The organism is Mycolicibacillus trivialis (assembly GCF_002102395.1).
In the GTDB taxonomy this organism is placed as follows: Bacteria; Actinomycetota; Actinomycetes; order Mycobacteriales; family Mycobacteriaceae; genus Mycobacterium; species Mycobacterium triviale.
On sequence record NZ_LQPZ01000008.1, the window covers coordinates 245,480 to 266,159 of the forward strand.

At 69.6% G+C, this 20,680-nt stretch carries 23 protein-coding genes; 18 read left to right on the forward strand and 5 right to left on the reverse strand.

Features of this window, described 5'->3' with window-relative positions:
* The first annotated feature begins 286 nt into the window (after positions 1-286).
* The 9 genes from AWC30_RS02675 (at position 287) to AWC30_RS02715 (ending at position 6,045) form a co-directional block, all read left to right on the forward strand.
* Complete coding sequence (locus AWC30_RS02675; RefSeq protein WP_085108443.1) at positions 287-610, forward strand: DUF2742 domain-containing protein; 324 nt, start codon at positions 287-289, stop codon at positions 608-610.
* Complete coding sequence (locus AWC30_RS02680; protein WP_085108445.1) at positions 607-1,713, forward strand: AAA family ATPase; 1,107 nt, start codon at positions 607-609, stop codon at positions 1,711-1,713. Before AWC30_RS02675 ends, AWC30_RS02680 begins: the two co-directional genes overlap by 4 nt.
* A 403-nt stretch (positions 1,714-2,116) precedes the next feature.
* Positions 2,117-2,485 carry a hypothetical protein gene (locus AWC30_RS02685; RefSeq protein ID WP_085108447.1) on the forward strand — a complete coding sequence of 123 codons (369 nt, stop codon included), beginning with the start codon at positions 2,117-2,119 and terminating at the stop codon, positions 2,483-2,485.
* A gap of 503 nt (positions 2,486-2,988) precedes the next feature.
* Positions 2,989-3,267 carry a hypothetical protein gene (locus AWC30_RS02690; protein WP_085108449.1) on the forward strand — a complete coding sequence of 93 codons (279 nt, stop codon included), beginning with the start codon at positions 2,989-2,991 and terminating at the stop codon, positions 3,265-3,267.
* Entirely contained in the window at positions 3,264-3,764 is a 501-nt protein-coding gene (locus AWC30_RS02695; protein WP_085108451.1) for a hypothetical protein, read from the forward strand. Before AWC30_RS02690 ends, AWC30_RS02695 begins: the two co-directional genes overlap by 4 nt.
* 163 nt (positions 3,765-3,927) lie before the next feature.
* Positions 3,928-4,785, forward strand: coding sequence for a phage major capsid protein (locus AWC30_RS02700; RefSeq protein ID WP_085108454.1), 858 nt, complete (start codon positions 3,928-3,930; stop codon positions 4,783-4,785).
* A 194-nt stretch (positions 4,786-4,979) separates the two neighbouring features.
* Positions 4,980-5,282, forward strand: a complete 303-nt coding sequence (locus AWC30_RS17700; RefSeq protein ID WP_165756416.1) for an HNH endonuclease — start codon at positions 4,980-4,982, stop codon at positions 5,280-5,282.
* A gap of 158 nt (positions 5,283-5,440) precedes the next feature.
* Positions 5,441-5,788 carry a hypothetical protein gene (locus tag AWC30_RS02710; RefSeq protein ID WP_234807909.1) on the forward strand — a complete coding sequence of 116 codons (348 nt, stop codon included), beginning with the start codon at positions 5,441-5,443 and terminating at the stop codon, positions 5,786-5,788.
* Complete coding sequence (locus AWC30_RS02715) at positions 5,788-6,045, forward strand: hypothetical protein (protein ID WP_085108456.1); 258 nt, start codon at positions 5,788-5,790, stop codon at positions 6,043-6,045. Before AWC30_RS02710 ends, AWC30_RS02715 begins: the two co-directional genes overlap by 1 nt.
* A 575-nt stretch (positions 6,046-6,620) precedes the next feature.
* Here AWC30_RS02715 and AWC30_RS17705 read toward each other — a convergent pair.
* Positions 6,621-6,785: a hypothetical protein gene (locus AWC30_RS17705; protein ID WP_165756417.1), complete on the reverse strand. Its 165-nt coding sequence runs from the start codon at positions 6,783-6,785 to the stop codon at positions 6,621-6,623.
* The gene (locus tag AWC30_RS02720; protein WP_085108458.1) at positions 6,782-7,051 is read right to left on the reverse strand and encodes a hypothetical protein; all 270 of its coding nucleotides are present in this window, start codon (positions 7,049-7,051) and stop codon (positions 6,782-6,784) included. Before AWC30_RS02720 ends, AWC30_RS17705 begins: the two co-directional genes overlap by 4 nt.
* 95 nt (positions 7,052-7,146) lie before the next feature.
* Here AWC30_RS02720 and AWC30_RS02725 point away from each other — a divergent pair, with 95 nt between their 5' ends.
* Complete coding sequence (locus tag AWC30_RS02725; protein WP_085108459.1) at positions 7,147-7,461, forward strand: hypothetical protein; 315 nt, start codon at positions 7,147-7,149, stop codon at positions 7,459-7,461.
* On the opposite strand, the gene AWC30_RS02730 is transcribed toward AWC30_RS02725, so the two are convergent.
* Positions 7,458-7,922: a peroxiredoxin gene (locus AWC30_RS02730; RefSeq protein WP_085108461.1), complete on the reverse strand. Its 465-nt coding sequence runs from the start codon at positions 7,920-7,922 to the stop codon at positions 7,458-7,460. The two genes, AWC30_RS02725 and AWC30_RS02730, sit on opposite strands and share 4 nt — an antisense overlap.
* A gap of 42 nt (positions 7,923-7,964) precedes the next feature.
* Between AWC30_RS02730 and AWC30_RS02735 the strand changes: the two genes are divergently transcribed.
* The 8 genes from AWC30_RS02735 (at position 7,965) to AWC30_RS02770 (ending at position 17,404) form a co-directional block, all read left to right on the forward strand.
* Positions 7,965-9,512, forward strand: a complete 1,548-nt coding sequence (locus AWC30_RS02735; RefSeq protein WP_109561889.1) for an anthranilate synthase component I — start codon at positions 7,965-7,967, stop codon at positions 9,510-9,512.
* Positions 9,505-10,119, forward strand: coding sequence for a TIGR02234 family membrane protein (locus AWC30_RS02740; protein ID WP_085108465.1), 615 nt, complete (start codon positions 9,505-9,507; stop codon positions 10,117-10,119). Before AWC30_RS02735 ends, AWC30_RS02740 begins: the two co-directional genes overlap by 8 nt.
* Before the next feature lie 65 nt (positions 10,120-10,184).
* A complete protein-coding gene (trpC, locus tag AWC30_RS02745) occupies positions 10,185-11,003 on the forward strand; it encodes an indole-3-glycerol phosphate synthase TrpC (protein WP_085108467.1) in 819 nt (272 codons plus the stop codon).
* A gap of 8 nt (positions 11,004-11,011) precedes the next feature.
* Positions 11,012-12,280 carry a tryptophan synthase subunit beta gene (trpB, locus tag AWC30_RS02750; protein WP_085108469.1) on the forward strand — a complete coding sequence of 423 codons (1,269 nt, stop codon included), beginning with the start codon at positions 11,012-11,014 and terminating at the stop codon, positions 12,278-12,280.
* Positions 12,277-13,083, forward strand: coding sequence for a tryptophan synthase subunit alpha (trpA, locus tag AWC30_RS02755; RefSeq protein WP_109561890.1), 807 nt, complete (start codon positions 12,277-12,279; stop codon positions 13,081-13,083). The genes trpB and trpA overlap by 4 nt, the downstream gene beginning before the upstream one ends.
* 13 nt (positions 13,084-13,096) lie before the next feature.
* Positions 13,097-14,884 (forward strand): prolipoprotein diacylglyceryl transferase, encoded by a 1,788-nt coding sequence (lgt, locus tag AWC30_RS02760; protein ID WP_234807910.1) that lies wholly within the window; start codon positions 13,097-13,099, stop codon positions 14,882-14,884.
* 232 nt (positions 14,885-15,116) lie between these two features.
* Positions 15,117-16,535 carry a pyruvate kinase gene (gene pyk / locus AWC30_RS02765; RefSeq protein WP_085108473.1) on the forward strand — a complete coding sequence of 473 codons (1,419 nt, stop codon included), beginning with the start codon at positions 15,117-15,119 and terminating at the stop codon, positions 16,533-16,535.
* Complete coding sequence (locus tag AWC30_RS02770; protein WP_085108475.1) at positions 16,535-17,404, forward strand: acyl-CoA thioesterase II; 870 nt, start codon at positions 16,535-16,537, stop codon at positions 17,402-17,404. Before pyk ends, AWC30_RS02770 begins: the two co-directional genes overlap by 1 nt.
* 9 nt (positions 17,405-17,413) lie before the next feature.
* Here AWC30_RS02770 and cydC read toward each other — a convergent pair whose 3' ends face one another.
* On the reverse strand, positions 17,414-19,081 hold the full coding sequence (gene cydC, locus AWC30_RS02775) for a thiol reductant ABC exporter subunit CydC (RefSeq protein ID WP_085108477.1): 1,668 nt from the start codon (positions 19,079-19,081) through the stop codon (positions 17,414-17,416).
* On the reverse strand, positions 19,068-20,672 hold the full coding sequence (cydD, locus tag AWC30_RS02780; RefSeq protein WP_085108479.1) for a thiol reductant ABC exporter subunit CydD: 1,605 nt from the start codon (positions 20,670-20,672) through the stop codon (positions 19,068-19,070). Before cydD ends, cydC begins: the two co-directional genes overlap by 14 nt.
* Between the last annotated feature and the right edge of the window lie 8 nt (positions 20,673-20,680).

Here is a 20,680-nt window from a genome sequence, read left to right on the forward strand (position 1 = left end):
TGACCGCACCGCCGCGGGGAGGCCCCCCGAAAAAAGTCGGCGGCCCCGATGTCGCCACCGGGACCGCCGCTCACCCTATTACCCAGTCTAGCCGAGGTCGCCGTCAGGACGGTCACACCGCCCCGACCGCCGCGGACCGCGCCGACGCCGAGCTGCTGGCCCTGGCTGCTGACCGCGGGTACCGCCTCGCGTGCCGGTGCCTGGACTGCAAACGCTGGCTGGCGGATCCGGTGTCGGTTGCTCACCACCGCGGCCCGACGTGCCGCCGGCGGGCGGGGGTGAACGCATGAGCGCCCTCGAATCGCGTCAGGTGAGTTTCTGGGCCGTCCACGAATGGGCCGAGCGGTGGATAGCCGGCCGCGAGTTCCCAATGGCCGGCACCGTCGCATGGCAGCTACTTGCGGACACCGACCCTGCGAAGTGGGCCGCGGTGCTTGACGCCGCCCAGCACCACATTCTGCGGGTTGAGACCGCGCAGGAGGCCCGCGCCGAGGCGAGTCACGCCGTTAGCGCCTCGGTGGACTGGTCGCAGGTTGCCCGAGAGATTCGGCAGCGCACCGACGCCCGAAGAAGCGGTGCGCGCATCGAGCGGCAGGGGGTTGCGAAATGACCTCCTTGGAAGACTTCGAGGCTCAATGGGCGGACGCGCCGCTTCCCGAGCCGGAAGACCAACTGTGTCACGGCGTGACGCAGTTTCGCACCTGGCTTCCTGCTGATCTGACCGACGTTCTCGACGGCACCTGGAAACCCGCCGAGCCCACCGTTGGCCGGCGCGATGACGGGGTCGGACTGTTCTACCCAGGCAAACAACACACCGTTGCGAGCGAATCAGAAGCCGGCAAAACCTGGTTCGTGCTGACCGCCGCGCGCGACGAACTCAGCCGGGACCGACACGTCGTCTACCTCGACTTCGAAGACGACCGCGGCCCCGTAGTGGGGCGGCTACTCGCCTTGGGGACCAACCCGGACCGCATCCGCGAGTACTTCCACTATGTCCGGCCAGAATCGCCACTCAACACCCCGGCCAACACCATCGACCTCGATGCCACCCTGGCCCGCTACGGGCCGTCCCTGGCCGTTCTAGACGGGGTTACCGAGGCAATGGTGTTGCACGGGCTGAACCCGTCCGACAACGCCGACGCCGCAACGTTCGGGCGCATGGTCCCTCGACGCCTCGCACAATCCGGTGCGGCGACAGTCAGCCTCGACCATGTAACCAAGTCGACCGAGTCGCGGGGCCGCTACTCCATCGGCGCGGTTCACAAACTGAACGGGCTCGACGGCGCGGCATATGTGCTCGACAATCGGCGTCCGTTCGGGATTGGTGTCGAAGGCGTATCGACGGTGCGGATCGCCAAGGACCGCCCCGGGCAGCTGCGTCGCCATGCCCTTCCGGGGGGAGGCGGGATGTTCTGGTTTGCCGACCTCGTCCTCGACGCGACGATGGCCGAGGGACACACCGAGGCGCTAGTTCGCGCGCCAGAGGAACATTCAGGCACCGAAGCGCCACCGACGCACATGATGCGTCGAGTCGCTGATGAATTAGGGAGGCACTCAGCCGGCCTATCCCAGCGTGTTCTCTGCGATGTTGTGAAGGGGAAAGCGGTCACTATTCGGCTCGCCTTGTCCCATCTGATTGCCGGGGGATATGTCACAAGCAAGACGCCGCATCAGCTCTTAAAGCCCTTCTCCGAGAGGGGTGGCGAGAAGTGACCGTGTCCCCGCGTTTGGGACACGCCTACTCAGGGTGCCGTGTCCCTAGCCGTGTCCCCTCTGACCTGCGTGTCCCTAAGCGTGTCCCCCGTGTCCCAGGACACGAAAACACTCTCAAAGCGTGTCCGTGTCCCCGTGTCCCCCCCCTTATAGGGGGGACACGGTCACGGGCGCGGTGTTTGGCCTTGAATGGGGATCAAATTCGAGAAGGCCGAATTACGTACTTGGTTGCGGTTCCCACGCCGGGAACCGACTCCGGTCCATCCGGTACCGGTTCCCCGGTTCCCCCTCTTAAGGGAACCGGGAACCGGGAACCGGTTCCGGAATCGGGCGGGAACCGATGGGAACCGGTGGGAACCGGTGGAGAGAACAAAGACCAAACCGACGACCAGGAGACACCCCGGTGACCCGCAACAGACGCAGCGCGAAAACCGCCGGCACCCGCTTCGAGGGACTCATCGCCGCCGCCCTACGCCTGGCCCTTGACGATGACCGCATCGAGCGCCGAGCCCGCAACGGCAGCAAGGACAGGGGCGACATCAGCGGCGTCCGTGTTCACGGCCAGCGCGTCGTCATCGAGTGCAAGGACACCGCAACCCTGCGACTGCCTGAATGGACGCGAGAAGCGCAACTAGAGGCCGGGAACGATGACGCGCTCGTCGGCGTGGTCGTCCATAAGCGCCGTGGAGTCGGTGACCCCATGCAGCAGTGGGTGTCAATGACACTGGCCGACCTGGTGGCGTTGCTGACCGGGCAGGCGGTGGACCAGTGACCCCCGCGACCGCGACCCCACGGCGCTGCCGTGACTGCCGGCAACCCCTCGGCGCGTCGCACACCTGGCGGTGTCCCGCATGTATCGCTGCCCGCATCGAACGCACCCGAGGCGGCATCCGGTGACCCGCGGTAAGCCCCGCGGAATCGCATGGCATCACGCACGCGCCGTCCGCTGCCTGCGCGGGCACCCATTCGATGAGCTGAACACATTTCGATGGGTCGACCGCGACGGTGGCCAGCACCGCCAGTGCCGCGCCTGCAATCGCATCCGTGCACGCCGCCGGTATTGGGAGCGCCGCAATCGGGAGACGCGATGAGAGTCCAGTTCCTGCGTGTCGCCAGCGTCCACGCCCGTCATCCGTTCGTCGTCGCACACGCCGGCCACAACGTCGTGCGGTGGCGGCCCCGCAACGGCTGGACGTGCGACTGCGGCACCCCGGCCTGCCCGCACATCACAGCAGTCAGACAACTCACCCACCCCGAAGTGACAGGAGAACACCCGTGACCACCTACCGCGCCAACGTCGAACAAACCCCAGCACCCGACGACATGGTGACCACTACCGCCGAACACCTTGCGGTGACCCTCAGTCCCAGCGATGACGGCACCCAGCTCGCCATCGGCCTGCAGATGACCCTGCCCGGTGTCATCGGCAACCTGCGGGTGCTGCTGGGCCGCGAACAGACCACGGCGCTGCACCACGACCTGGCCGCCCTGATGCTCCTGTCCGAGCGGCAAGTACAGGAACTCATCGACAACATGGGAGGAACCACGAAATGACCACCACCGACACACCCCAAACCGCCCAGGACGGCACCGAGCCCGCCGAGGACACAACACCTGCTGAACCGGATGAACGGGCCGCCCAGGACGAACCGGACAGCCACAACGACGGCTCCGGCGATGACCGGCAGGCCGCGAAACTGCGGAAACGCGCCCAGGCCGCCGAGGCCGAACGCGACGCCCTGCGCGAGCAGGTGGAAGCGCTACAGCGCCAGCAGATTGACGCCCAGGTGACCGCGGCGGGCATCAAACCGACCGCCGTCTGGGCCACCGGAGTGGAGCTGGCCGAGCTGGTCACCGACGAGGGCACCGTGGACGCCGAGGCGGTTACCGCGGCCATCGAGCGGGCCCGCGACGAGCTCGGGGTGACCCCGGTCGGACGCGGCGGTGCACCCGTCCCCGGCGCCGGTGTACGCCCGACCGTCGCGCCATCCAACGCCGCCGAGCAGTTCGCTAAGGCGTTCGCCCCGAAGAGGCACGGTGTTGTCGGCTGACAACGGTAGAATGGACGGTGCTCGGTTGACCCGCTGTAGGGCGCGGCCACCGGGCACCGTCCGCCCCGTAGAGGGCATCTCGGCACCGGCTGTACGGCCCGCCGCGAAACATTCCCCACCCGTTTCGTCGCGGCCTGCTGTGCCGCAGAATTGAGCAACCCTCATGGCTTTCACCGCCAAAACCACCAACAGTGCCTTCCCGTGGCGCCCTGACGTTTCGACGTTCCACGCCGCCGACATCATCCCCGAAGCGCTGATTCTGCAGTGCTCCACGGTCTCCGGTGTCATCGACGGGGATGCCCCCAGCCTGCGCGTGGCCTACATCGACGACGACGAAGCCGTGTTCGTCGCCGAAGGCTCCGAGATCCCCGAGGCCGAGCCGAGCCTCAACGAGGTGCAGGTGTTCACCGGCGCCGTGTCCCAGCTCATCCGGGTGTCGCGGTCGCAGTACTACCAGGCGGGGACCGCTGAACAGCTGGCGCAGTCGGTCGGTCGCGCCCTGGTGAAGAAAGCCGATAAGGCGTTCCTGGCCCAGGCCGCACCGGTCAGCCCTGCGACCAACCCGGCAGCCGGCGTCCTCAACGCCAGCAACCTCGTTGGTGGTGGCACCGTCTCCGGTGACCTCGATGAGCTCATCGACATCGTCGCCGAGGTGCAGGCCAACGGTGCCCAGCCGAGCCACATCGTGCTCGACCCGCTCGGATGGGCTGCACTGCGCCAGTTCAAGACCGCCAGCGACAGCAACGTCAGCTTGGTCGGCGCCGGAACCAACGACGCCGTGCCGATGCTCCTCGGTATCCCGCTGGTCGTCACCCCCGCGATGCCCGCCGGGCAGGGCCTGGTGCTCGACTCACGCGCCGTCGTCAGCGCAGTCGGTCCGGTCGAAGTTGAGACCTCCGAACATCGGTATTTCGAGTACCGCGATGTCGGCCTCGTCGCCCAATGGCGCATCGGGCAGGCCGTCGTGCGCCCCGACCGGCTCGGCACCTTCACCGTCGCCGGTGTGAGCAGCGGCAGCTAACCCACGAGACCGCGCCGGCCCTGGGTCTTACTTGGATGGCCCAACAGGTCAGCGCACGGTGCGGCAGGCAGCGGCGTCACCTTTCTCCGTCGCGCCACCGCACGCGGGACCGGTCCGACCAACCTCCTCGGGTCGGGCCGGTCCCGCACCCCCAACAGCCCACCCCGCAACCCGGCAGACAGGGGCGACAACCAATGGCATGGACGAACAACGCGCCGACCAACCGAATCCCTACAGCGACCAAACGCCGCATCCGCACCCGACAGGGCAACCAGTGCGCCACCATCAGCTTCGCCGTCTGCACCGGGGACATCGACGAGTTCGACCACATCATCAACGTCAAGACGCTCGGCGTCCCGCGCGGCAAGGCTAACGACATCGACAACATCCAAGGGCTCTGCGCCCCATGCCACAAGGTCAAGACGCAGCGCGAAGCCCAAGCTGCCCGAAGCCGCTGGAAGCGCCAACCCGAACCACACCCAGGGCTCGCACGATGACCACACGCCCGAGCCGACCGACCCGCCGGTCCCCTCCCCATCGCCCTCGTCACGCGGATGGCCTTGCCGCTAGGGGTGCGTGCAATGCAACCGCAAACTTCAGTTTTGGCCCTCGACAGCCCGTCTACCTGCTGTAACCGGAATTTGGAGGTTCCGAAATGACCCCGAAATTGACCGCTGGGAACCGGCTGCGCCGTGACCTCGATGCCGCCCTGGCTGCGGCCGGCAAGGAGATTGGCACCACCCTCGAATGGGACGAACGCGAGCTGGACGCCATCGGTCGGGCCGCTGCGACCGCTGACCGCGTGGAGGAGCTGCGGGCGGTGTTCGCCGCCGAGCAGGCCGGTAAGGCACGGTCGGGGCACCTGGTGCGCTTGTCGGCGGAGATGCGTCTGTTGGACCGTCTGGTCACCGATTTGTTGGCTCGGCTGTCCATTGGGGTGGGGCCGGCCAAGTCTGCGCGCCACGTTCGGGCCGCCCGCCGCCGTTGGGATAGGGCGAACTGATGGCCCGCCGTCCTGCTGCTGACCGTGACCGCAACGCCGGCGTCTACGCCTGGCTGCTGGACCGGGAGCAGGGCAAGGCTGCCCGGTTGGACCGTGAGATTGACGGCGCGGTCTACCGGTATCCGCGGCATCTGCTGGCCGCTCTACAGGCCGACCAGCCCGTCACCATCCCGGCCTGGTTGCTGCCTCGGTGGGCGCATCATCCCGGCGGGGACGCCGTGACCGTCTGGCCGGATGACCGGATAACGCTGGCCTAGCTTGCCCGCCTGGCGATGCCGCCTGCGGTCACCAGCTCGGCACGTGCTGTCCGCGTCGTCGCATCCGCGCAGCAGTTCGGTGGATGCGCTGCTCGGCGTGGGTCGCCCGCCGGGCGTGGAACGGCTGCGGTGCCGGCGTCTCGGGGAGCCGGTCGCCAGGGTCCGCCCAACGTCGCCGCACCACGTCGCAGTAGGCCGCGCAGTCGGCCCGGTGGGCAATCGTCACCAGCCGAGCATCGAGCGGAACGGCCGGGGCGCCGCACTCCGAGCAATCGTCCATGCCTGCCATTCTGGGCCGTCCGCGGCCACCATGCGAGGAACGCGCCGGGGTGGTGGCGTCACTGCGGGGGCAGCTACAACGGCGACCGTTGCGACTGGAAGGCCGAATGGGCGACCACCGTCACCATGACGGCAGTTGCGACTGGCCTTCATGTTGAAGGTCACCTCGGGGCAGGGCCGCGAAGGTGACTGTGGCAGTTACGGTCATAGTGACCGCAACTCAGCGCACGGTCATAGTGACCGCACACGACAGCGGCCCCCGACGCAATGCCGGGGGCCGCTCCCATGCCGCGTGATCAGACCAGCCGCAGCCGGGTCACCTTGGCCGACTCAATCCGCTGCGCCACGTCCTCGAAGACCGCCACCAGGGCGGCCAGTTCGTCGGTGTCCAGGTCGGCCGGCTTAATCACGCCCATCAACTGATCCAGGCGGTGCCGCATCCGCCACGGATTCCCGCTCATCGCTGGCCCTCCTCGGCCTGCCGCTGTGCCTCATCCACGGCGGCGACCAGCACGCGGGCCAACTCCAGCGCCTCACCGCACGACAGCGGTCCGATGTCGGTGAACCCCAGCTCGCCGCGCTGGCTCAGGGTTACGAATGGGGTTTGCTTGCCGCTCGGATGCCGCTCCACGCTCGCCTCGACGCCGATGGTGGTCCATTCACCCTCGATGAGACGTTTGTCCCCGTAGTGAAATGTGGAGTCAACGGGCTGGGTGGTGGTGGACATGGTGGGCTCCCATCTGTGAGTGTCGTTCCGACAATCACTAGCATCACCTTCTGAAAACGTTCTACACCGGGGCGCGGGGATGGTCCGACCGACAGTTGGCCGACGGAACGGTGATCTGGACGTCACCGAGCGGTCAGGTCTACACCACGCACCCCGACGGCGCGGTCTTCTTCCCGGTACTCGGCTCGCCCACCGGCGAACTCACGATCAAGACCGGGGACCGGCTGCCGGACAGCGTTCGCGGCCTGATGATGCCGCGCCGGCGCTGCACCCGGGCCCAGGATCGGGAACGCCGGTTCGCCGCCGAGCGCCGCATCAACGAAGAACGGCTGGCCCGCGAGCGCCGTATCGCCCATCGGCGGCGACGCAAACAGGAGCTGCTCGACAAGTTCCATCCGCCGCCGTTCTAGGCGGCGCCGCCCGCCCGCAACGTCTCCAACGCTTTGTCGGCATGGGTCTCCATGCTGAATTCACTGGCGATCACCTCGAGCACCCGACGGTCGGTGCCGATGACGAACGTCGTCCGTTTCACCGGCAGCAACCGGCCCAGCAGCCCGCGCTTCACCCCGAACTGGGTCGCGACCGTGCCGTCCGGATCGGACAGCAGCGGGTAGTCGAAGCTGTACTTCTCGGCGAACTTCGCCTGCTTGGCCACCGGGTCGGCGCTGATCCCGACCCGGGTCGCACCGGCCGCCGCGAACTCCGCGGTGAGGTCGCGGAAGTGGCAGGCCTCCTTGGTGCAACCGGGGGTCAGCGCCGCCGGGTAGAAGAACAGCACCACCGGGCCGTCGGCCAGCAGGGCGCTGAGGCGGCGCGGCGTTCCGGTCTGGTCGGGCAGTTCGAAGTCGGCCACCGTGTCACCAGGTTTCATGCCCGCCACGCTACGCCGGGCCGCAACTGCCGGTCTGGGAGGATGAGTCCCGTGCAGACCGACAACGCCGCCACGCTGTCCCGGGAGGATTTCCGCGCGCTGGCCGCCGACCATCGCGTCGTCGCGGTGACCCGCAAGGTCCTCGCGGACGCCGAGACACCGCTGTCGGCGTACCGCAAGCTCGGCGCCGACCGGCCGGGCACCTTCCTGCTGGAGTCGGCCGAGAACGGCCGGTCCTGGTCGCGGTGGTCGTTCATCGGTGCGGGCGCGCCCACCGCGCTCACCGTGCGCGACGGCGCAGCCTCCTGGCTGGGCACGCCACCGCAGGGCGCCCCGACCGGCGGCGATCCGCTGGAGGTGCTCGACGCCACCCTGCGGCTGCTGGCGACCGCCACCCCGCCGGGGCTGCCGCCGCTGTCCAGCGGCCTGGTCGGGTTCTTCAGCTACGACCTGGTGCGCCGGCTGGAGCGGTTGCCGGAGTTGGCGGTCGACGACCTGGAACTGCCGGACATGCTGATGCTGCTGGCCACCGACATCGCGGCCCTCGACCACCACGAGGGCACCATCACCCTGATCGCCAACGCGGTGAACTGGGACGGCACCGCCGAGCGGGTCGACGAGGCCTACGATGACGCCGTCGCCCGTCTCGACGTCATGGCCGCCGCCCTCGAACAGCCCCTGCAATCGACGGTGGCCACCTTCACCCGGCCCGAACCGCAGTATCGATCGCAGCGCACCGAAGCGGAGTACGGGGCGATCGTGGACCGGCTGGTCGGCGAGATCGAAGCCGGCGAAGCCTTCCAAGTGGTCCCCTCGCAGCGCTTCGAGATGGACACGCCGGTCGCCCCGATCGACGTCTACCGCATGCTGCGGGTCTCCAACCCGAGCCCGTACATGTACCTGATGCACGTCCCCGCCGAGGACGGGTCCCTGGCGTTCTCCATCGTCGGATCCAGCCCGGAGGCGCTGGTGACGGTGCAGGACGGCCGGGCGACCACCCACCCGATCGCGGGCACCCGCTGGCGCGGCGCGACCGAGGAGGAGGACCAGCTGCTGGAGAAGGACCTGCTGGCCGATGAGAAGGAGCGCGCCGAACACCTGATGCTGGTCGACCTGGGCCGCAACGACCTGGGAAGGGTCTGCCTGCCGGGCACGGTGCGGGTCGAGGACTACAGCCACATCGAGCGCTACAGCCACGTCATGCACCTGGTGTCGACGGTGACCGGACTGCTGGCCGAGGGCCGTTCCGCGCTGGACGCGGTGACGGCCTGCTTCCCGGCCGGCACCCTCTCCGGGGCGCCCAAGGTGCGCGCGATGGAGCTGATCGAGCAGGTGGAGAAGACCCGGCGCGGGCTCTACGGCGGCGTTGTGGGCTACCTCGACTTCGCCGGCAACGCCGACTTCGCCATCGCGATCCGGACCGCCCTGATGCGCGACGGCACCGCCTACGTGCAGGCCGGCGGCGGCGTGGTGGCCGACTCCAACGGCCCCTACGAGTACACCGAGGCCCGCAACAAGGCACGCGCGGTGCTGGCCGCCATCGCCGCCGCCCAGACCCTCGCCGCGCCGGCCGGAGACCGCGATGGCTGAGCCGGGTTCGCGTCGCACGCTGGTGACCGCCCAGGTCCTGCTGGTCGCCGCCGCCGCCGCGCTGTGGATCGCGTCGCGGCTGCCGTGGGTGAGCATCCGGTCGTTCGACGAACTGAGCCCGCCCACGACGACGACCCTCTCCGGCGCGGAGTGGTCGACGGTGTTGTTGCCTGCCGCGTTGGTGTTGCTGGCCGCGGTGGTTGCCGCCCTCGCGGTGCGCGGGTGGCCGCTACGGGTGCTGGCGCTGCTGGTCGCGGCGCTGAGTCTGGCGATGGGGTATCTCGCGATCGGGCAGTGGGCGGCCAGCGACGTCGCGGCGCGCGCCGCACACCTGGCCCAGATCCCGGTCCAGTCGCTGACCGCGGGCACCGAACGGCACCTGCTCGGCGCCGGGATCACGATGGCAGCCGCGGCATGTGCGCTGGTCGCCGCGGTGTTGCTGCTGCGGGCGGCGACCGGTCGCGAAGGCGCCGCGAAGTACAGCACCCCGGCCGTTCGCCGGGAGAGCGCCCGGGACGACGACACCGAATCGGGACCGATGTCGGAGCGGCTGATCTGGGACGCGCTGGACGAGGGTCGCGACCCGACGGACACCGAGGGGCGGTGAGCGACGATGCGGCGCCGACGGCTACCCTTCGAGGTGCATCAACGCGTGGGAAGGAACCGAGAGCCATGAGTTCGGCGACAGTGCTCGACTCCATCATCGAGGGAGTCCGCGCCGACGTTGCCGCTCGCGAGGCGCGGATCAGCCTCGCTGAGATCAAGGCCACCGCCGAATCGGTTCCCGCTCCGCTCGACGTGATGGCCGCGCTGCGCGAACCCGGCATCGGGGTGATCGCGGAGGTGAAGCGCTCCAGCCCGTCGAAGGGTCAACTCTCCGACATCCCGGATCCGGCCGAACTGGCACGTGCCTACGAGGCCGGCGGCGCCCGGGTGGTCAGCGTCCTCACCGAGGAACGCCGGTTCGGCGGCTCCCTCGACGACCTGGACGCGGTCCGCGCCGCGGTGTCCATCCCGGTGCTTCGCAAAGACTTCATCGTCCGCCCGTACCAGATCCACGAGGCGCGCGCCCACGGCGCGGACATGCTGCTGCTCATCGTCGCGGCCCTGGAGCAACCGGCGCTGGTGTCGCTGCTGGAACGCACCGAATCGCTGGGCATGACGGCGCTGGTCGAGGTGCACACCGAAGAGGAAGCCGACCGGGCGCTGCAAGCCGAGGCCAAGGTCATCGGTGTGAATGCCCGCAACCTGAAAACGCTTGAGGTGGACCGCGACTGCTTCGCGCGGATCGCTCCCGGTCTGCCCAGCAACATCATTCGCGTTGCGGAGTCCGGAGTGCGCGGCCCCGCCGATCTACTGGCTTACGCCGGCGCCGGCGCCGACGCGGTCCTGGTCGGCGAAGGGCTGGTCACCAGCGGCGACCCGCGCGTGGCCGTCGCCGACCTGGTCACCGCCGGCACCCACCCGTCCTGCCCGAAGCCGACCCGCTAACCCGTTTGATGGCCGGTTTGTCGGGTCCGGACCTGCCCCGCCCCAGCGCAGCGGTCGCCGAACCCACGGCGCACGAACCCGATTCGCGCGGGCACTTCGGTGTCTACGGTGGCAGGTTCGTCGCCGAGGCCCTGATGGCCGTCATCGAAGAGGTCACCGCCGCCTACGACAAGGTCCGCGCCGACCAGGAGTTCCTCGACACCCTCGACCGGTTGCAGACCCACTACACTGGCCGGCCCTCGCCGCTGTACGAGGCGACCCGCCTCAGTGAGCACGCCGGGGGAGCGCGACTGTTCCTCAAGCGCGAGGACCTCAACCACACCGGCTCGCACAAGATCAACAACGTGCTGGGCCAGGCACTGCTGGCCAAACACATGGGTAAATCCCGGGTGATCGCCGAAACCGGCGCCGGTCAACACGGCGTCGCCACGGCCACCGCCTGCGCGCTGCTGGGACTGGACTGCGTCGTCTACATGGGCGCGGTGGACACCGCCCGCCAGGCGCTGAACGTGGCGCGGATGGAGTTGCTCGGCGCACGGGTGGTCTCGGTCGAAGCCGGGTCGCGCACCCTCAAGGACGCCATCAACGAGGCGTTCCGCGACTGGGTGACCAACGCCGACACCACCTACTACTGCTTCGGGACGGCCGCGGGCCCGCACCCGTTCCCGGCCATGGTGCGCGACTTCCAGCGCATCATCGGCATGGAGACCCGAGCTCAGATCCAGGCCCAGGCCGGGCGGTTGCCCGACGCGGTGACCGCCTGCATCGGGGGCGGCTCCAACGCCATCGGCATCTTCCACGCCTTCATCGATGACCCGGCTGTTCGCCTGGTCGGCTTTGAGGCCGCGGGCGACGGCGTCGACACCGGCAGGCACGCCGCGACCTTCACCGGCGGATCGCCGGGCGCCTTCCACGGATCGTTCTCCTATCTGCTGCAGGACGACGACGGCCAGACCATCGAATCGCACTCGATCTCCGCGGGTCTGGACTACCCGGGCGTCGGCCCGGAACACGCCTGGCTGCGCGACACCGGGCGCGCGGAGTACCGGCCGATCACCGACCACGAGGCGATGGACGCCTTCGCGCTACTGTGCCGCAGCGAGGGCATCATCCCGGCGATCGAGTCGGCGCACGCTGTCGCCGGGGCCCTCAAGCTGGGTACCGAACTGGGTTCCGGCGCGATCATCGTGGTGAACCTCTCCGGCCGCGGCGACAAGGATGTTGAGACCGCCGCGAAATGGTTCGGCCTGCTCGACGAGAAGCGGGACCAGCAATGACGGCGGGCCAGGAGAGCCGGCTGCACGGGCTGTTCCAGACCTGCCGCGCCGAAAACCGTTCGTCTCTCATCGGATATCTGCCTACCGGGTACCCCGACGTGCCGACCTCCATCGCGGCAATGACAACCCTGGTGGAAAACGGTTGCGACATCGTCGAAGTCGGGGTGCCCTACTCCGATCCGGGGATGGACGGGCCGACGATCGCGGCGGCAGCCGCGACGGCGCTTCAGGGCGGGGTGCGGGTCCGCGACACGTTGACGGCCGTCGAGGCGATCAGTGACGCCGGTGGTCGCGCCGTGGTCATGACGTACTGGAATCCCGTATTGCGCTACGGCGTCGACGCCTTCGCGCGGGATCTCGCCGCCGCCGGGGCCGACGGTCTGATCACCCCGGATCTCATCGTCGACGAGGCCGATGAGTGGCTGGCCGCCTCCGACGCCCACGGCCTCGACCGGATCTTCCTGGTGGCTCCGTCGTCGACCGCGCAGCGGTTGGCCGAAACCGTCAAAGCCACCCGCGGTTTCGTCTACGCCGCCTCCACGATGGGGGTGACCGGCGCCCGCGACGCGGTGTCGGACGCCGCGCCGGAGTTGGTGCGACGTGTCCGGGCGGTCTCCGATATCCCGGTCGGCGTCGGCCTGGGTGTGCGGTCGCGGGAGCAGGCCGCCGAGATCGGCAGCTACGCCGACGGGGTGATCGTCGGGTCCGCGCTGGTCTCGGCCCTCAGCGATTCCCTGTCCGCGCTGGGGGATTTGACGACAGAGCTGGTTGCCGGTGTACGGCAGGAGACTGCCCGATCCTGAGGACTCGCCAAACATGATGACCGAACTTCTGACCTATCTACCCAGCCCGCCGCGTGGTGTCTGGTATCTGGGGCCCATCCCGATCCGGGCTTACGCGCTGTGCATCGTGGCGGGCATCCTCGCCGCGCTGTGGCTCGGGGACCGTCGCTGGGTGGCACGGGGCGGTGACCGTGGGGTGGTTTACGACATCGCGCTGTGGGCCGTGCCGTTCGGATTGGTCGGCGGCCGCGTCTACCACCTGATCACCGACTGGCAGAAGTACATGCCCGGCGGCGAGGTCGGACCCGCCGGAGCGTGGCGAATCTGGGACGGTGGTCTCGGAATCTGGGGCGCGGTTGCCCTCGGTGCCGTCGGCGCGTGGATCGGGTGCCGGCGCCGCGGCATCCCACTGCCCGCATTCGGCGACGCGATCGCCCCGGGGATCATCCTGGCCCAGGCGATCGGGCGGCTGGGCAACTACTTCAACCAGGAACTCTACGGTCGCGAGACCACGCAACCGTGGGGGCTGGAGATCTTCAACCGCGGACCCAATGGTTGCCTGGGTGCGCAGCCGTTCGACGGGGTGTCCACCGGCGAGGTCTGTGCCATCGTGCACCCCACCTTCCTCTACGAGTTGGTGTGGAACCTGCTGGTTTTCGCGCTGTTGCTCTACGTCGACCGTCGCTTCCGGATGGGTCACGGCCGGTTGTTCGCGTTGTACGTCGCCGGGTACTGCGTCGGCCGGTTCGCGATCGAGTTGATGCGTTCGGACCCCGCGTCGATGCCGATCGCCGACATCCGGGTGAACTCGTTCACCTCCGCGCTGGTGTTCATCGGCGCGGTGGTCTACATGATCCTCGCCCCGAAGGGGCGCGAGAATCCGGCGTTGCTGGGCACCGGCGAGCCCGAGGCGGGTGCACAGGGCACGGAACCGGTGGCGGAGCCGAGTGAGCCGGCCACCGACGACGCCTGGTCCGAGCCGGCGGGCGATGAGGACGGCGCTCCGGAAACCGTCGCCGTGGCAGCGGAACTCGCCGACGTCGATGAGGCCGAGAGCGAGGCCGCTGCCGAGATCGAGCCGGCCGACACCGCGCCCGCGGCTGAAGACGAGGCTGCGGACGAGGACGGTGAAGACACCGACGCGGACGCAGCGGATGAACCGGTGGCGGCCGAAACACACGCCGGCGACACCGAGGAGAGCGGACCCGGCGAGCCGGCCGCAGCCGAAAGCGAGGCCGACGACGGCGATGAGGCCAAGGCTGCCGACGAGGACGAACCCGCCGACTCGAACGCCCCCGTCGACGAGGCAGCGGCCGAAGCTGAGGTCACCGATGAGGACGGCGAAGACACCGACGACGCGGATGCCGCTGATGACCCGGCCGTGGCCGAAAGCGAGCCTGTAGAAGAAGTGGACGAATCGAGCGGGCCGGACGTTCCCGCCGACGAGCTCACTGACACCCCGGATGAACCAGACGTCGCCGACCCCGAACCCGGTGAAGCCGAGGAAGCCGAACCCACCGACGCGGAACCTGAGGGTAGCGACGCCGGAGACACCGCCGTCGACGAGGCAACGGTCGAAGTTGAGGCCACCGACGAGGAGCCCGAAGACACCGGCGCGGACGCCGCGGATGAACCGGCCGCAGCCGAAACCGAACCCGACGATGCCGACGACGCCGAACCCACCGACGCGGAACCTGACGGGAGCGACACCGAAGACGCTCCCGACGCCGAGCCCACGGCCGAGGATGAGGCCGCCGAATCGGCCCCGACCGGCAAGCCGGAGAAGCGGCGCCGATGGGGTCGGGGCGGCAAACGGTCCTGACCTCACGCTTCGGCCCGCCCACAGCAGGCCGAGGGCTCGCCCTGAGCAGCCCAAGCTTACTTCGTAAACGTCTTGGAGCTGTACGGATCTCAAGCGCCTGACCGATTTTCGGGACCCCAAACCGGGCAGGGAGTGACCCGCCGGGCAGCGGGCATCGCGCCCACCCCGTAATCCGCAACGCCCGGGCTGTTGCCGGTCAGCAAAGCCGGCACCCCGCGACTATGCTGAGGCCGTGACGCGACGCGGAAAGATTGTTTGCACGCTCGGTCCAGCCACCAACAGCGACGAGATGGTGACGGCACTGGTCGAGGCCGGGATGGACGTCGCACGGTTGAACTTCAGCCACGGCGAACACGCCGACCACAAGGCGGCCTACCGCCGGGTGCGCAACGCCTCCGACGCCACCGGCCGAGCGGTCGGCGTCCTCGCCGACCTGCAGGGACCCAAGATCCGGCTGGGCCGGTTCGCCGACGGGCCGGTGCACTGGGCCGACGGCGAGTGCATCCGGATCACCGTCGGCGACTGCCCCGGCGACCACGACCGGGTCTCGACCACCTACAAGCAACTGGCCGAGGACGCCGTCCCCGGTGACCGCCTCCTCGTCGACGACGGCAACGTGGCGCTGGTCGTGGACCGGATCGACGGCGACGACGTGGTCTGCACGGTCACCGTCGGCGGCCCGGTCAGCGACAACAAGGGCATCTCGTTGCCCGGCGTGAACGTCTCCGCGCCCGCCCTGTCCGATAAGGACGTCGATGACCTCGAATTCGCCCTCAAACTCGGCGTCGACATGGTGGCGTTGTCGTTCGTCCGCTCACCCAACGACGTCGAGCTGGTCCATGAGGTGATGGACCGGGTCGGCCGGCGGGTACCGGTGATCGCCAAACTGGAGAAGCCGGAGGCGATCGCCAACCTGGAGGCCATCGTCCTGGCCTTCGACGCGGTGATGGTGGCCCGCGGCGACCTCGGCGTCGAGATGCCGCTCGAAGTGGTCCCGATGGTGCAGAAGCGGGCGATTCAGGTGGCCCGCGAGAACGCGCGGCCGGTGATCGTCGCGACTCAGATGCTGGAGTCGATGATCGAGAACGTCCGCCCGACCCGCGCCGAGGCCTCCGACGTCGCCAACGCGGTGATCGACGGCACCGACGCGGTCATGCTCTCCGGTGAGACGGCCGTCGGGAAGCACCCGTTGGCCGCGGTGCGCACGATGAGCAGCATCCTCGCGGCCGTCGCCGAGGACTCCATCAGCGCCCCGCCGCTGAGCCACATCCCACGCACCAAACGCGGCGTCATCTCCTACGCCGCCCGCGACATCGGGGAACGACTGGGCGCCAAGGCATTGGTCGCCTTCACCCAGTCCGGCGACACCGTGCGCCGCCTCGCACGGCTGCACAGCAAGCTGCCGCTGCTGGCGTTCACCACACTGCCGCAGATCCGCAGCCAGCTGGCGATGACCTGGGGCACCGAGACATTCATCGTTCCCTTCCAGCAGTCCACCGATGACATGATCCGCGAGGTCGACAAGTCGATGCTGGAGCTGAGCCGATACAGCCGCGGCGATCTCATCGTCATCGTCGCCGGCGCGCCGCCCGGAACCGTGGGCTCGACCAACATGATTCACGTGCACCGAATCGGTGAGGACGATGTCTAGTGCGCAGCAAGGACTTCCAGGAGCTGCTGACCCTTCTTGACCTGCGACCGGCCGGTCAGGACACGTTCACCGGGACCCACCCGAGCAAGAACCCGCCCCGAACCTTCGGCGGCCAGCTGATGGCGCAGTCATTCGTCGCGGCCAGCCGCACGCTCGAACGGGATCTGCCGCCCAGCGCGTTGACCGTGCATTTCATCAACGGCGGCGACATCGACAAGGACATCGAGTACCGCGTCGTCCGGCTGCGCGACGAGCGCCGATTCGCCAACCGGCGCGTCGACGCCTTCCAGGACGGCACCCTGCTGGCCTCGACGATGGTCTGCTACCTGGCCGGCGGCGAGGGCCTGGAGCACGGCATCGCCCCGCCCGACGTGCCGGGCCCCGATGCGCTGCCGACGATCACCGAGTTGCTGCAGGGCTACGAGAAGACGGTGCCGCTGTTCGTCGACGCGCTGCAGCCGATCGAGTGGCGCTACACCAACGACCCGTCCTGGGTGATGCGCGACAAGGGCGAACGGCTCACCTACAACCGGGTCTGGGTCAAAGCCGGCGGCACTCTTCCCGACGACCCGGTGCTGCACGCCGCCGCGATGGTGTATTCCTCGGACACCACGGTGCTGGACTCGATCATCACCACCCACGGCCTGTCCTGGGGCTTCGACCGGATCTTCGCCGCCAGCGCCAACCACTCGATCTGGTTCCACCGGCCGGTCGACTTCGGCGACTGGCTGCTGTACTCCACCACCTCGCCGGTCGCCACCGACCTGCGCGGGCTGGGCACCGGGCACTTCTTCGACCGCGCCGGCCAACTGGTGGCCACCGTGGTCCAGGAGGGCGTCGTGCGCTATTTCCCCAGTCGAACCCGGTAGCGGTCCCGACTACCCGACGCGGACGGGGTCGACCGGGCCGACGCTGAGCCGCTCGCACACCAGCGTGTCGGGCAGATGATGGGTGGCCACCACCACGGCCCGGTCGGCACCGAACAGCCCGCCGTCGGGGTCGAGCAACCCGTGCAGCATTCGGTCGGAGTCGGCGGCATCGAGATGTTCGGTGGGTTCGTCGAGTAGCACGATCCGCGCCGGGGACAAGACGGCCCGCGCCAACAGCAGCCGTCGGCGCTGCCCCGCCGAAAGAGACTGGGCGCCACCGGTCAACACGGTCGCCAAGCCGTCAGGCAGCCCGGCGAGCCAACCGCTCAGCCCGACCCGATCGACGACGGCGACCAACCGGTCGTCGGTGCTGTCACCGCGGGCCACCAACAGGTTGTCACGCACGGTGGTGGCGAAGATGTGGGCGTCCTCGGCGAAAAACGCGACGGCAGCCCGTACCGCCGGTTCGGCGATCCGATCCAGCGGGGTTCCGTCCAGATCGACCCGGCCCGCCAGCGGGGGGATCAATCCGGCCAGGGTCATCAACAGGGTCGTCTTACCCGCGCCGCTGGGTCCGGTCACCGCCAACCGGGTTCCGGGTGCCAGTTCCACCCGCACCCGGGTCGAGACGTCGCGCCGGTGGCCGGTACGGACATCCGTGGCCCGAAGCCGCCCGGTCTGTCCGCGGCCTGGCTCGGCCGACGGCACCGGCGGCGGTTCGGGTTCGGCGGGCGCCAATGCCAGCAGCCGTCGCGCGGCGATGCGGGACCGGGTCAGCTGGACGGCCGCATCCGGCAGCGCCGTGGTCGCCTCGAACGCCGACAGCGGCAACAACATCAGCACCGCCAGGGTGGTGGGTGCGACCACCGGGGCGATCGCCATACCGGCGACCACCGCGCCCAGCACGCTGACCGCGGTGGCAGCGGTCGGTATGGCCTGCGCCCAGGCTGCGGGAACCGCGGCCGCATCGGCGGCGGCACCCCAATCGCGCTGCCGGCGTTGCGCCTCGGCGACGACGTCCGGCAGCCGGCCGGCCAGGCGCAGCTCGGCTGCGTGCTCCAAGGCCGTCACCGCGGCCACGTCGCGGTCGCCGTGGTGGCGGCGGGCCACGTGTTCGGCGGCGACGGCACCGCGGGCCGCGAGAGCGGGGGCCGCGACACCGGCGACCAGCAGGCTGACCGCCAGTACGACCGCGGCGGGTATCGAGATGACCGCGATGACGCCGGTCGCGGCCACCGCCAACACCGCGGCCACGCTGACCGGCAGGATCGCCCGCACCAGTACGTCAGCGACCTCGTCGACATCGGCGCCCAGCCCCGACACCAACTCGCCGCTGTGCAGCAGGGTGGCGGTGTCGGCCGGACCGTGCGCCAACCGGCGGTAGATCTGTTCGCGGGCGGTGCCCGCGGCCCGCAGCGCGGTGTCGTGGCCGGCCAGCCGCTCGCAGTAGTGCAACACGCCACGAGCGATCGCGAACGCGCGCACCGCGACGACCGCCACCGCCAGATCCAGGATCGGCGGCATCTGCCAGGCACGGGTGATCAGCCAGGCCGAGACGCCGGCCAACGCCAGGGCGCTGCCCAGCGACAGCACGCCCAGCACGCCCGCCAGCACCAGTCGGGGTAGACGGGGGCGCAAGAGTGCGAACGCGCCGCGCAGTGGATCAGGTGTGGGCATGACGTTGCGCTCCAACGGTGATCACCCGGTCGCCGATCGCGACCACCGGTTCCCGGTGGCCGACGACGACCACGGTGGTGCCGGTCCGGGCACGGTCGACGATGGCGTCCAGCACCCGCTGCTCGGTGGCGGCGTCGAGGTGGGCCGTCGGCTCGTCGAGCAACAGCACCGGGGCGGGGGAGCCGAGCGCACGCGCCAGACCGAGACGCTGGCGCTGGCCCAGGGACAGCCCGACACCGCTGCGCCCCAGCACCGTGTGCAGACCATCGGGTAGCTCGGCGAGCACCGCGTCGAAACCGGCCGCCGCGCATGCCGCGTCGAGATCGGCGAGCTCGCCGAACAAGGTCAGGTTCGCGGCGACGGTGCCCGGCACCAGAACCGGACGTTGCGGCAGCCACGACAGCTGCCGCCACCAGCACGCCGCCTCCAGGTCGATGACGTCGACGCCGTCGACGGTGACCCGCCCGGCATCCGGTGTGGCCAGCCCGGCGATGACCTGCAATGCGGTGCTTTTGCCAGCGCCGTTATCGCCGGTCAACACGGTGACCTGAGCCGGTTCGATCAGCGCGGTGAGCCGGTGCGGCGCGAACCCGTCCCGGCCGGCCACGCTGAGCTCGGCCACCCGGATCAGCGCGTCACGGGCGTCCACCGGGCGCCGGCCCGGCGTCGGCGCACCGTCGGCGCGGATCAGCTCAAAGGCTTTGTTCACAGCCGCCTTCCCGTCCTGGGCGGCGTGGAACTCCACCCCGATCCGGCGCAGTGGAAGGTATACGTCGGGGGCCAGCAGCAGCACGGTCAACCCGGAGGTCAACGTGATCTCGCCGAAGACCAGGCGCAGACCGATGCTGACCGCGATGAGCGCCACGCACAGCATGGCCAGCAACTCCAGCACCAGTGCGGAGAGGAAGGCGATGCGCAGGGTGGCCATCGTGGAGCGGCGGTGCGCGGCGGTCAGTTCGGCGATCCGGTGTTCGGGGCCGGCGGCCCGGCCCAGCGCGCGCAAGGTGGGCAACCCGGCGACCAGATCGAGCAACCGGGCCTGCAGGGTGGTCATCGCCGCCAGCGCCGCCGCCGAGCGGTCCGCGGTCACCAGCCCGATCAGCACCATGAACAGCGGGATCAGCGGCAGGGTGATCGCCACGATCGCCGCGGAGCGCATGTCGTAGCACGTGATTACCGCGACGGTGGCCGGGGTGAGGATCGCCGCGAGCAGTAGCGCCGGCAGATAGCCGGTGAAATATGGGCGCAACCCGTCGAGCCCGCGGGTGACGACGGCGGTGGCGTCGTCACGCTGCTCGGCGACCCGCCGCGGGGAGCGTGCGGTCACCGCGGTCAACACCTGACCGGCCAGATCGGCGATCACCGCGCTGGCGCCGTGTTGCCCCAGCCGGGCCTGCCACCAGCGCGCCACACTGCGCATCGCCCACACCGCCGCCAGCGCCGCCAGCATCGGCGCCCACCGAGCCAGGCCGCCGGTGGTGGGGTCGGTGATCACCCCGGCGACGATGCGCGCCAACAGGATCGCCGACCCGACGGCGCAACCGGCGATCACCACACCGCAGCCGACGGTGCCGATCAGATAGCGGCGCACCGCCGGGG